The sequence below is a fragment of the Gordonia sp. CPCC 205515 genome (genome assembly GCF_048537925.1).
In the GTDB taxonomy this organism is placed as follows: Bacteria; Actinomycetota; Actinomycetes; order Mycobacteriales; family Mycobacteriaceae; genus Gordonia.
Genome location: NZ_JBCLVJ010000016.1, coordinates 66,292 through 78,986 on the forward strand (window position 1 = coordinate 66,292; position 12,695 = coordinate 78,986).

The 12,695-nt window shown below is 66.8% G+C and carries 9 protein-coding genes; 4 read left to right on the top strand and 5 right to left on the bottom strand.

Annotated features, from left to right (window positions below; genetic code table 11):
* Positions 1–40 precede the first annotated feature (40 nt).
* Positions 41–1,240, top strand: coding sequence for an acyl-CoA dehydrogenase family protein (locus AAFP30_RS22545; protein ID WP_419232254.1), 1,200 nt, complete (start codon positions 41–43; stop codon positions 1,238–1,240).
* A gap of 249 nt (positions 1,241–1,489) precedes the next feature.
* Here AAFP30_RS22545 and AAFP30_RS22550 read toward each other — a convergent pair whose 3' ends face one another.
* The 4 genes from AAFP30_RS22550 to AAFP30_RS22565 all read right to left on the bottom strand — a co-directional run bounded on the left by AAFP30_RS22550 (position 1,490) and on the right by AAFP30_RS22565 (position 6,491).
* Positions 1,490–3,061 (bottom strand): class I adenylate-forming enzyme family protein, encoded by a 1,572-nt coding sequence (locus AAFP30_RS22550; RefSeq protein WP_419232435.1) that lies wholly within the window; start codon positions 3,059–3,061, stop codon positions 1,490–1,492.
* 41 nt (positions 3,062–3,102) lie between these two features.
* On the bottom strand, positions 3,103–3,867 hold the full coding sequence (locus AAFP30_RS22555; protein ID WP_419232255.1) for an SDR family NAD(P)-dependent oxidoreductase: 765 nt from the start codon (positions 3,865–3,867) through the stop codon (positions 3,103–3,105).
* Between the two features lie 28 nt (positions 3,868–3,895).
* Positions 3,896–5,029, bottom strand: coding sequence for a thiolase family protein (locus AAFP30_RS22560; protein WP_419232256.1), 1,134 nt, complete (start codon positions 5,027–5,029; stop codon positions 3,896–3,898).
* 124 nt (positions 5,030–5,153) lie between these two features.
* Positions 5,154–6,491, bottom strand: coding sequence for an MFS transporter (locus AAFP30_RS22565; protein ID WP_419232258.1), 1,338 nt, complete (start codon positions 6,489–6,491; stop codon positions 5,154–5,156).
* 248 nt (positions 6,492–6,739) lie between these two features.
* Between AAFP30_RS22565 and AAFP30_RS22570 the strand changes: the two genes are divergently transcribed.
* Genes AAFP30_RS22570 through AAFP30_RS22580 form a run of 3 tightly spaced genes read left to right on the top strand, consistent with a single transcriptional unit; the run spans position 6,740 to position 11,155 of the window.
* The gene (locus AAFP30_RS22570) at positions 6,740–7,936 is read left to right on the top strand and encodes an acyl-CoA dehydrogenase family protein (protein WP_419232259.1); all 1,197 of its coding nucleotides are present in this window, start codon (positions 6,740–6,742) and stop codon (positions 7,934–7,936) included.
* Positions 7,937–7,965: 29 nt separating this feature from the next.
* On the top strand, positions 7,966–9,123 hold the full coding sequence (locus tag AAFP30_RS22575; RefSeq protein WP_419232260.1) for an acyl-CoA dehydrogenase family protein: 1,158 nt from the start codon (positions 7,966–7,968) through the stop codon (positions 9,121–9,123).
* A 16-nt stretch (positions 9,124–9,139) separates the two neighbouring features.
* Complete coding sequence (locus AAFP30_RS22580; protein WP_419232261.1) at positions 9,140–11,155, top strand: NAD(+) synthase; 2,016 nt, start codon at positions 9,140–9,142, stop codon at positions 11,153–11,155.
* A gap of 105 nt (positions 11,156–11,260) precedes the next feature.
* Here the strand turns inward: AAFP30_RS22580 and AAFP30_RS22585 are convergent, their stop codons facing one another.
* Positions 11,261–12,661, bottom strand: a complete 1,401-nt coding sequence (locus AAFP30_RS22585; RefSeq protein ID WP_419232262.1) for a WS/DGAT/MGAT family O-acyltransferase — start codon at positions 12,659–12,661, stop codon at positions 11,261–11,263.
* Positions 12,662–12,695: the final 34 nt, after the last annotated feature.

Sequence of the window (12,695 nt, forward strand, 5' to 3'; positions counted from 1 at the left end):
CGTATTGGACACCACCCCGATCAGAGCGAACAGTGAGGTCATGACCTCTGCAACGACCGCCACCACCGGTACTTCGCAGGTGAGCGCCGAGGACTTCGCCGACATCCTCGCCGCCACCCGCTCGTTCGTCCGGGACGCCGTCGTCCCCCGCGAGCAGGAGATCGTCGACGGTGACGCGATCCCCGACGACATCCGGCAGTCCGCGAAAGACATGGGCCTGTTCGGGTATGCCATTCCGCAGGAATGGGGTGGCCTCGGACTCGACCTCACCCAGGACGTGGAGCTCGCGATGGAGTTCGGCTACACCTCGCTGTCACTGCGCTCGATGTTCGGCACCAACAACGGGATTGCCGGGCAGGTCCTCGTCGGATTCGGCACCGACGAGCAGAAGTCGCAGTGGCTGGAGAAGATTGCTTCGGGTGAGGTCGTCGCATCGTTCGCGCTGACCGAGCCGGGCGCTGGTTCCGATCCGGCGGGGCTGCGCACCAAGGCCGTTCGCGACGGCGACGACTGGGTGATCGGCGGCGAGAAGCGCTTCATCACCAATGCACCGCTGGCTGACCTGTTCGTGGTCTTCGCCCGCACCCGCCCCGCCGACAAGTCCGGCACCGGGATCGCGGTGTTCCTGGTACCCGCCGACACTGCCGGTATCACCGTCGGGGCCAAGGACCGCAAGATGGGCCAAGAAGGTGCGTGGACCTCGGACGTGCACTTCGACGACGTCCGCGTGCCCGGATCGGCGCTGGTCGGTGGCAGCGAGGATGTCGGCTACCGGGCCGCCATGACGTCGCTGGCCCGAGGTCGTGTGCACATCGCCGCGCTGTCGGTCGGTGCCGCGCAACGCGCCCTGGACGAATCGGTGGCGTGGGCCGCGACCGCCACGCAAGGCGGCACCCCGATCGGCGAGTTCCAGTTGGTGCAGGCGATGCTCGCCGACCAACAGACCGGCGTGATGGCCGGCCGCGCGATGGTCCGCGACGCCGCCCGTGCGTGGGTTGACGAGACCGACCGTCGTATCGCGCCGTCGGCGGTGAAGCTGTTCTGCACCGAGATGGTCGGCAAGGTCGCCGACCTCGCCGTCCAGATCCACGGCGGCAGTGGCTATATGCGCGACGTGCCGGTCGAACGCATCTACCGTGACGTCCGGCTGCTCCGCCTCTACGAGGGCACCAGCGAGATCCAACGCCTGATCATCGGGCGTGGGTTGGTGAAGAAGGCCTCCGCCGGTAACGCCCGTTGAGCGTGTCCCCTCCGCTGACTGAGCGTGTCCCCTCCGCTGGTTGAGCCGTGAGGAGCGATAGCGACGAGCGTGTCGAAACCGTCGCAAGTTCATCTGCCAACTCGGCTGCGGTGTAACTGATTTCAACGAGCCACGAAGGAGCTGGTCACCAGCCCTTCGTGGCTCGTCGCTAGCGCTCCTCACACCTCAGGGATCGAAGGGTGCAGCGGTGGTGCAGGTTCCGCGACGTCGCCGGGGCGACCGGAAGGGTCAGACGCCGGCCAACTGCTCTCGCAGCGCGACCTTCTGGATCTTGCCCGCCGCCGAGGTGGGCAGCGAGTCCACGACGACCGCGTCGCGGATCTTCTTGTACGGCAACACCTGTTCGGCGACGAAGGCCATGACGGCGTCCTCGTCGATTCGGTGTCCTGCCTTGGGGACGAGGAAGGCGACCGGTTCCTGCCCGACACTGCCGGCCTCACGCCCGACGACGGCCGCGGCGGCGATGTCCGGGTGGGTGACCAGGATCTCCTCGAGCTCACGCGGGTACACGTTGTAGCCCTTGTAGATCAGCATGTCCTTGGCGCGATCACAGATGTAGAGGTAGCCGTCGTCGTCGCGGTAGGCGATGTCGCCGGTGTCGAGCCAACCGTCGACGTACTGGGCGGCGGTGATCTCTGGGTGATTGAGGTAGCCGCCGGTGACCTGGGGTCCGCGGACCCACAGCTCTCCGCGCTCCCCTGCCCCCAGTACTGCACTCGGATCGTCGACCGAGCGGATCTGCACCTCGGTGTCGAAGACCGGCAAACCGACACTACCCATACGGTATTCGCCGCCATCGGTGAGCGGCGCCGAGGACACCAGACAAGTCGCCTCGGTCAGCCCGTAGCCCTCGACAACCGAACCCCCGGCGAAGGCCTTCTGCAGGTGCTCGAGGGTGACCCGGTCGATCGGTGCGGCCCCCGACGAGACGACCCGCACCGACGACAGATCGCGCGTCGCGACGTCGGGATGGGTGGCCAGCGCGTGCCACATGGCGGGGCTGCCGGTGACGTAGGTGGCGCGATACCGCTCGATCAGCTCCAGCATCCGAGCCGGATCGAACCGCCCCGCAAGGACTTGCGTTGCGCCGCACAGCAACAGGAACGACATGTTGATCAGCGCGTGCGCATGGAACAGCGGCGACACCACCACACTGGCGGCATCCCCGGGCACGACACCACGTTCGGACGCACCGTCGCGCTTCTCGAGATGCACCAGACCACCATCGCCGACCACCACCGAATGCCCGGCACGCCAACCGATCATCTGGGTGGCATTCGCGATCACATTGCGGTGCAGTACCCGAACACCTTTGGAGACCCCGGTGGTTCCACCGGTGAACGCCAGGTGCGCGACATCATCGCTCGTGATCGAAATGGCCGGGGCGGCACCATGTCCCGCGATGAACTCATCGAGATCGGCATCCACGGTGACGATGGTGGTCAGCGACGTCCCGTCGGCCGCCTCCCGAAGCAGCCCACTCTGCGAGGTCTGGGTGAACGCGGCCACCGCATCCGTCTCCACGATCTGCCGACGCAGTCCCGGCGCCGGCTGCAACGGATTCACCAGTGTCACCGTGGCACCGGACCGCAACGATCCGTAGTAGGCGACGACGAACTCGATGCTGTTCGACAGGTGCAGCAGCACCACGTCGCGTTCGGCGACACCGGCCGCTCGTAGCGCTGCGGCCACCGCGGCCGAACGCTCGTCGAGATCGGCGTAGGTCAGCATGCGATCGCCGTCGACCACCGCGGCGCGGTCGCCGTAGAGTGCGGACATGCTCGCCGGGAGCACCGCCATGCTGACGGCGGGATAGTTGAGAACTGTTGCGGGTTCGCCCATCAGCGCGGCGCCATCCGGATGGCGCCGTCGAGGCGGATCGTCTCGCCGTTGAGGTAGCCGTTCTCCAGGATCGACACGGCGAGCTGACCGAACTCGGCCGGATTCCCGAGCCGTGACGGGTTGGGCACGCTGGCTTCCAGTCCGGCGCGGACGTCGTCGCGCAGACGGGCAAGCAGCGGGGTGTCCATGATGCCCGGTGCGATGGTGTTGACCCGAATGTTCTTGCTGGCCAGGTCGCGTGCGGCGACGACGGTCATGCCGACGATGCCGGCCTTCGACGCACTGTAGTTGATCTGCCCGATCTGCCCCTCGAAGGCGGCGACCGAAGCGGTCATCACGATGGCGCCGCGTTCACCATCGAGGGCATCGAGCCGGGCCATGCGTTCGGCGCCGAGCGAGAGCGCGTTGAACGACCCGATCAGGTTGAGCTTGATGACGAACTCGAAGTCGTCGAGCGACCCGGCCTTGCCGTCCTTGTCGAGGATGCGCATCCGTCGGCCGGCGCCGGCGCAATGGACGAGCGCACGGAGGCCGCCGCGCTCGTCGGCGACGTCGAGAGCGGCCGCGAACTGCTCCTGGTCGGTGATATCGGCCGGCGCGAAAGATGCTGCGGCACCCAGCTCTTCGGCGACCGCTACACCGTCGGAGGTGGGCAGGTCGATGATGGTGACGTTGCCGCCGGCGTCGATGATGCGACGTGCAGTGGCCAGGCCGAGACCGGAGGCACCACCGGTGACGGCGGTGGACAGACCCTTGAGTTCCATGAAAAGTGTTCTCCTCGCAGAAAAATCGTCAGATGAGTTCGATGATGGTGGCGTTGGCCATGCCGCCGGCCTCGCACATCGACTGCAGTCCGTAGCGGATGCCGTTGTCGCGCATGTGGTGCACGAGGCGGGTCATCAGGATGGCGCCGGAGCCGCCGAGCGGGTGACCGACCGCGATGGCGCCGCCGAGCGGGTTGAGGCGGGCCGGGTCGGCACCGGTCTCCATCTGCCATGCCATCGGCACCGGCGCGAACGCCTCGTTGATCTCGAAGGCACCGATGTCGCCGATTGACAAACCGGAACGCTTGAGTGCCTTGGCCGTTGCGGCGATCGGCGCGGTCAGCATGATGACCGGGTCGTCACCGGCGACGACGGCGGTGTGCACGCGGGCCATCGGGGTGAGGCCGTGCTCGGCGGCGGTGTCGCTGCTCATCACGAGCAGCGCGCCCGCACCGTCGGAGATCTGCGACGCGTTGCCCGCGTGGATGACGCCGTCTTCGGAGAAGGCCGGCTTGAGGGTGGCCATCTTCTCCAGCGTGCCACCGCGGCGGATGCCCTCGTCGCCCTCGAGAACGCCGGACAGCGGCGCGAGTTGCCCGTCGAACGCTCCGGCATCGCTTGCCGCAGCCGCGAGTTCATGTGAGCGCAGCGAGAATTCGTCGAGCGCGGTGCGTGACAGGCTCCACTTCTCGGCCATCATTTCCGCGCCGACACCCTGGCTGAACTTGTCGATGCCGTAGCGGTCGAGAACCGCGGGCGGCTGATTCTCGCCGTTGGGAGCGGCGCTGCCCATCGGGATGCGGGTCATCGACTCGACGCCACCGGCGACCACGATGTCCTGCTGGCCCGAGATGACCGCGGCCGCAGCCATACTCACCGCCTGCTGGCTGGAGCCGCAGGCGCGGGTGACGGTGGTGCCGGGCACCGATTCCGGCCAGCCCGCCGCGAGCACCGCGGTGCGAGCGATGTTGCCGGCCTGCTCACCGCTCTGGCTGACACATCCCCAGACGACGTCGTCGATGAGTTCCGGGGCGATCCCGGTGCGCTCGGCGAGCGCTTCGAGGACGTGGGCCGACAGTTCGGCCGGGTGGATTCCGGACAGCGCGCCCTTGCGGCGGCCGATCGGGGTACGGACGGCGTCGACGATCACTGCATCACGCATGGCTGATATTCCTCTCGCTGACTTCTTGATTCGACTTGATCACGGGAGCGGATACCGCCGCAATGACGTTCCTGCTCACGATCGATGAGGCGGTACCTATGACTCCCGCGCCATGACTGCTGGGCTATGACTGCTGCGCCGGCACGAGGCCGCGCACCAGAGCCTTGTCCCGCTCGGGGTTGGCGAAGATGAGCGCGAGGACGGCGCAGACCGCGGCGATCAGACCGAGGATCTGGAACGCGGTGGCGTAACCGGCCGCCGGGGTGGACGCATGGTCGACGATGACGCCGGTGGCGTACGGCGCGATCAGCCCGCCGATGGCCATGATCGCCAGGAAGACACCCAGCGTGCCTGCGGTCTGCTTCGGCGGGCAGATCTCCGAGATCGCGGCGTTGAGCAGCGGGAACACAATCGCGGTGATGCCGTAACCGATCGAGACGACCGCGACGGCCAGCGCCGGGGTGCCGATGGACGGCAGCGCGACCAGCAGCAGACCACCGATCACGACACCGCTGGCCGGGAAGATCACCCGCAGCTTTCGCATGGTGGCACCGCGGGAGATCATCCGGTCGGAGATGACCGAGGTGGTCAGCACCAGGATCAACCCGACGATGGACGGCAGCGCAAACATCGAACCGGCCTGCAGCCTGGAGTATCCGAGGCCCACCTCGAAGTACGACGGCAGCCACGTCAGCACGACGGTGACCAGCGCGTACACGCTCATCACCAGCAGCGCACCACTGATGAAGGTGCGGGTGGTGAGGATGCGACGCCACGGCACCGACGGTTCCTCGTCGACCGGCGCGGCTTTCTTGCTGCTCGCGATGTACGGTCCGTCCTGCCAGCTGGCCAGCCAGATGACGCACCACAGCACACCGGCGACTGCGAGCGAGACGAGCGCGGCCCGCCATCCCAGCGAGACGGTGATGATCGCGAGGACCGGTGCGATGGCGATCTTGGCGATCGATGCGGCGCCGGCGAGCAGGGCGCTGGGCAGGCCGCGTCGAGCCGGGGCATGCCACGAGTAGGCGGCGGTGTGCAGCAGCGCCGAACTCGGGCCCTCGGCCAATCCGAGGAACAGGCGGCTCACGATCAACACCGCGAAGGTTGCGACCGCGACCAACGGCAGCATCGCCGCCGCCCAGCACAGGGCGAGCGCGACCAGCGCCCACCGCAGCGACAGCCAGCGGTTGAGTGCGCCGGCGAAGAAGCCGCCGATGGTGAAGGTCAGGAAGAACAGACTGCCGACCAGGCCGATCTGCGACGATCGCAGCCCGAGTTCCTCGGCGAGCGGTTGGGCGATGATGCCCAGCACTGCCTTGTCGGCGTAGTTGACGACGTAGAGGCTGACGAGGAGTGCGGTCAGGCTCCACGCCCGTCGACGTGATTCGCTGCCGGGGTCCGGCCCGTCGAGGCCGGTGGCCGACGGCGCCGCAGTCGATGCGGAGTCGCGTGTGGTCATGTCGGATTCCTTCCGAGGTGGTTCGCGGGGAGAGATCGCGTGAGCAAGAACGTGCGCTGGATCACAGCTGTCCCGATTCAAACCTGCTGTCCGGTTCGCGAGCAATGCCGGTTCGGCGAAGAGATCGGGTGGCGAAACCTATGAGTCGGACATCGTCGCCGATTGAGCAGGGTTCATTGGCTGGCGCTATCGCACCGTTAGCCGATCGACTCGTTCCGCGACGATCACCGTCGGTGCATGCTGAGACCATGACTCGTCTTGCCCAGACCCTGGGTCTCACCGATATTCAGACCGAGATCGTCGACAACGTCCGACGGTTTGTCGACAAACAGATCATCCCGGTCGCCCAGGAACTCGAACACGCCGACGAGTACCCCACCGAGATCGTCGACGGCATGCGCGAGATGGGACTGTTCGGCCTGATGATCCCCGACGAATACGGCGGTCTCGGCGAATCGCTGCTCACCTACGCCCTGTGCGTCGAGGAACTCGCCCGCGGCTGGATGAGCGTGTCCGGGGTGATCAACACCCACTTCATCGTCGCCTACATGCTGCGTCAGCACGGCACCGACGAACAGAAGCAACGCTTCCTGCCGCGGATGGCCACCGGCGAGATCCGCGGCGCCTTCTCCATGAGCGAACCCGAACTCGGCTCCGACGTCGCCGCCATCAAGACCACTGCCAAGCGGGACGGCGACGACGGCTACCTCATCAACGGCGCCAAGATGTGGCTGACCAACGGCGGCACCTCCACCCTGGTCGCCGCGCTGGTGCGCACCGAGGAAGGCGCGGCCAAGCCGCACAAGAACCTGACCACCTTCCTCATCGAGAAGCCGGCTGGGTTCGGTGAGGTCGTTCCGGGGATCACCATCCCCGGCAAGATCGACAAGATGGGCTACAAGGGCATCGACACCACCGAGCTCATCTTCGACAACTACCGCGCCCCGGCCACCGACATCCTCGGCGGCGCCCCCGGCAAGGGCTTCGGACAGATGATGGACGGCGTCGAGGTCGGCCGCGTCAACGTCTCCGCCCGTGCCTGCGGTGTGGCCCAACGCGCCTTCGAACTCGCCGTCAAATACGCCCAGCAGCGCAACACCTTCGGCAAGCCCATCGCCGAACACCAGGCGGTCGCGTTCAGCCTCGCCGAGATGGCCACCAAAGTCGAAGCCGCACACCTGATGATGGTCAACGCCGCGCGCCTCAAGGACACCGGCGAACGCAACGACGTCGCCGCCGGCATGAGCAAATACCTGTGCAGCGAATACTGCTCGGAGGTCACCCAGGCCGCCTTCCGCATCCACGGCGGCTACGGCTACTCCAAGGAATTCGAGATCGAACGCCTCATGCGCGAAGCGCCCTTCCTGCTCATCGGCGAGGGCACCAGCGAAATCCAGAAACAGATCATCAGCAAAGGCCTACTGCGCGAGTACCGCGAGAACTGAACCAAATCACCGAGTCGAGGGGAAAAACCATGCAGCGCAACGTGTTCACCGAGGATCACGAAACCTTCCGCAAGACCATCCGCGACTTCATCGCCAAAGAGGTGGTTCCGCAATATCCCGAGTGGGAGAAGCAGGGTCACCCGCATCGCGAGTTCTACAACCGGCTCGGCGAGCTCGGGGTGCTGGGCATTGAGGCACCCGAGGAGTACGGCGGCGGTGGCGCAACCGATTTCACCTATTCGCTGGTGATCGCCGAAGAGACCACGGCGGCCGGGGTGACGTTCGGCAGCTACTCGGTGCACGCCAACCTCATCCTGCCGTACCTCATGGAGAACGCCACCGACGAGCAGAAGCAGCGGTGGCTGCCCGGATTCTGTTCCGGCGACATCATGTTCGCGATCGCCATGACCGAACCGGGCACCGGATCCGACCTGGCCAACATCGCCACCACCGCGAAACTGTCCGAGGACGGCAGCCATTACGTCCTCGATGGCGCGAAGACCTTCATCACCGGCGGCGCGCTCGCCGACCGCGTCCTCGTCGTCTGCCGCACGTCCCCGTTCGACGAGGGCAACCGCCGCGCCGGACTCTCCATCCTCGTCGTCGACACCACGTCCGAAGGGTTCGCGGTCGGCCGGAAGCTGGAGAAGATCGGTCTCAAGGCGTCAGATACCGCGGAGCTCTCGTTCACCGGAGTGAAGGTGCCCGTGGAAGATCGCCTCGGCGAGGAGGGCGAGGGCTTCTCCTACCTCACCCGCAATCTGGCGCAGGAGCGCCTGACCATCGCCATCGGTGCGTCGGCGACCGCCGCGGCCGCGGTGCAGCACGCGTTGGCCTACACCAAGGAACGTGAGGTGTTCGGCAAGCCGGTCGCGTCGTTCCAGAACACCAAGTTCGTGCTCGCCGAATGTTCGGCCGACGTCGAGGCGATCCGCGTGTTCGTGGACCGGGCGCTGGAGGCGCACAATGCCGGCGAACTCACCGTGCCCGACGCCGCGCGGGCGAAGCTGTTCGCCACCGAGACCGCGGGCAAGGTCATCGACAAGTGTCTGCAGTTGCACGGCGGCTACGGCTACATCCTGGAGTACCCGATCGCCCGGCTCTACGCCGACACCCGCGTGTCCCGCATCTACGGCGGCACCAACGAGGTGATGAAGACGATCATCGCCAAGGACATGGGGTTGTAACCAGTAGGCTCGATCCGTGTCTGTCTACCAACAGGGTTTCGCACGGATCACCGGGGCGGTGCCGGTCGTCTCCATCGCCGACCCGGCCACCAACACCGACCGCACCCTCGAACTGCTGCGCACCGCGGCAGCCGAGGGTGCGGGCCTGGTTGTGTTCCCCGAACTCGGGTTGTGCGGCTACTCGATCGACGACCTCGTCCAGCAGGACGCCGTCCTCGACGCCTGCCTGGCCGGCCTCGCGCGCATCGTCGAGGCCAGCAAGGACCTGCGGCCGCTGATCGCCGTCGGGCTCCCGCTGATCGTCGGCGACGGACTCTACAACTGCGCGGCGGTGATCCACGACGGCGCGATCCTCGGCGTCGTCCCCAAGTCGTATCTGCCGAACTACCGGGAGTTCTACGAGCAGCGCTACTTCTCCGCCGCCCGCGACGCCGCGGTCACCACCGCGACCGTGCTGGGCAGCGAGGTGCCGTTCGGGGCCGACCTCATCTTCGAGGCCACCGACGTCGAGGGTTTCGCGGTACACGTGGAGATCTGCGAGGACGGCTGGGTGCCCATCCCGCCGAGCACCTGGGCGGCGCTGGCCGGGGCGACGGTCCTGGCGAACCTGTCCGGCAGCCCGGTCACCATCGGCAAGGAGTCCTACCGGAAGTCCTTGTGCACCAGCCACTCCGCGCGATGCGTCGCCGCCCACATCTATGTCGCCGCCGGGTTCGGCGAGTCCACCACCGATCTCGCGTGGGACGGTGACGCACTGATCTCGGAGAACGGCACGCTGCTCGCCCGCACCGAGCAGTTCGCCATGGACGACCAAGTGATCACCGCCGACGTCGATCTCGACCGCCTGCGCCAGGAACGGATGCGGATGATCAGCCTGCGCGACCAGGTCGGCGACTTCGCGTCGGATCTGAAACCGTTGCGCCGCATCCGATTCACGCTCGGTGCCACCGACGACGTTGACGACACCCTGCGTCGCGTCGTACCCCGCTTCCCGTTTGTGCCGGCCGGTACCGCCGACCGCGACGAACGCTGCCGGGAGGTCCGCAACATCCAGGTGCAGGGCCTCGCCGCCCGACTGCGGGCCACCGGCATCGAGAAGATCGTCATCGGCGTGTCCGGCGGGCTCGACTCCACCCTCGCGCTCCTCGTCGCCGTGGAGACCTTCGACCGACTCGGCCTGCCGCGCACGAACATCCTGGCCTACACGATGCCCGGATTCGCCACCGGCTCAGCCACATTGGCACGTGCGCACGTACTGATGGATTCGCTCGGCGTGACCGGCACCGAACTCGACATCCGGCCGTCGTGCATCCAGATGCTCGCCGACCTCGGCCACCCGTACGCCGACGGCGAGAAGGTCTACGACGTCACCTTCGAGAACGTGCAGGCCGGCGAACGCACCTCCCATCTGTTCCGCCTCGCCAACCACCTCGGTGGCATCGTGCTCGGCACCGGCGACCTGTCCGAGCTGGCGCTGGGCTGGTGCACCTACGGCGTCGGCGACCAGATGTCGCACTACAACGTCAACTCGTCGGTGCCGAAAACCCTGATCCAGCATCAGATCCGGTGGATGATCGACACCGGCGCCTACTCCGCGGAGACCACCGGCGCGCTCACCGAGATCCTCGGCGACGTGATCACCCCGGAGTTGGTGCCGCCGGGCGAGGACGGCGCGGTGCAGAGTACCGAGGACACCGTCGGCCCCTACGAGCTGCACGACTTCTTCCTCTACTACCACACCCGATTCGGCTACCGCCCCAGTAAGATCGCCTACCTGGCGGCGCAGGCCTGGGGCGACCGGGGCCGGGGTCCGTGGTCGGAGATGATTGCCGACGACGACCGCAATCAGTACGACGCGGCCACCATCGAACGCTGGCTGAGTGTGTTCCTCAAGCGGTTCATGAGCAACCAGTTCAAGCGCACCGCGATGCCCAACGGTCCCAAGATCGGTTCGGGCGGTTCACTTTCCCCGCGCGGCGACTGGCGCTCCCCGAGCGACGCGTCGAGCCGGGTGTGGCTCGACGCGCTCTGATCTGCGTCAAGGCGCGGCGGCGCCCTTCGTGGCTCGGCTGGCGCCTCGCACCTCAGGGATCGGGTGGGCTCGGCTGGCGCCTCGCACCTCAGGGATCGAGGGCGGTCAGTCGCACTGCTCCAGCAACTGCTTGAGCTCCTCGTCGAAGGCATGCGCGATCTCCCAGACGTCCGGGGCATGATCGGTACACGCGAGGATGCCGACGTTGAGCTTGCCGTCGGCGGAGAACACCGTGACGTTGATGCCGAGCCCGTGGAAGATCGGACCCAGTGGATAGATCGCGGTCACCCGTGACCCGAGGAAGTACATCGGGAAGTCCGGCCCGGCGACGTTGGAGACGAGGACGTTGAAGATCGGCGGATGCCGCAGCGAGAGCTTCCGGTCGCCGTAGAACTTCATCGCCGTCGACATCGTGGTGGCGGGCGCGAACTGCGCCCACGCCCGCAGAATGTTGGCGTCGATATCGGCATGGTGCTCTTTGGATTTGCGCGACTGCTCGGCGGCCATCTCGAGCCGTTCGACCGGGTCGTCGAGATCGGTGGGCAGCAGGGTGAACATGCCGGTCACCTTGTTGGTGCCCTCGACCACCAGATCGCGCTCGTCGGCGCCGTGCACCGATACCGGGACCATGCCGACCAGCGGCGCGTCCGGCAACTCCCCGTGCTCGTCGAGGTAACGCCGCATCGCGCCGCCGACCATCGCGAGCACCACGTCGTTGACCTTCACCCCGAACCGGTCCTTCACCCGTTTGATGTCGTCGAGCGAGAGCTGGGTGAGCGCGATCGTCCGGTGCGGGGTGATCGGCGCGTTGAAGCGGGTGCGCGGCGCCTGGAACGGTGCGGGCATCGCCGTCTTGGAGCGGGTTCGTCGCAACCATCCGACCGGCACCGCGACCGTGTTGGGGATCAACTTGGCCATCGAAAGTGGCCGCTGCACAAAGTAATTGATGGCGCCACCCACCGCCATGGTGGTGCGTGACGACGGCCCGGCGGTCTCCTTGAGCTTCTCGGCGTCGAGGTCGGGCGCATCCGGTGTGATGGTGCAGAGTTGACCGAGCAGATCGGCACTTGTCACCCCGTCGACGCCGGCGTGGTGCATGCGCAGCATCGCGGCCACTTTGCCGTCGGACATGCCCTCGATGACCCACAGTTCCCACAGCGGTTTGCCGCGGTCCATGGTCTGGCCGGCCAGATGCCCGCACAGCTCGGCGACCTCGCGCTCCCCACCCGGTGCAGGGACCGCGATCCGATGCACGTGTCGTTCGATGTCGAAGTCGTCGTCCTCGATCCACACCGGATGATCGATGTTGAGGACGGTGTTGTCCAGCTTGCGACGGAAGGTCGGCAGCGCCTCGATCCGCCGCTCGAGCTCGGTGCGCAGCTTGGTGAAGCTGTACCCACCGGGCATCGTGCTCGGGTCGATCTCGATCAATCCGATGACATGCATGAGCTGCGATCGCGTCTCCAGATACAGAAACGACGCGTCGAGCCCACTCAGACGCTGCATTGCGCCCACCACCCCTCACTCACGGACAACTCCC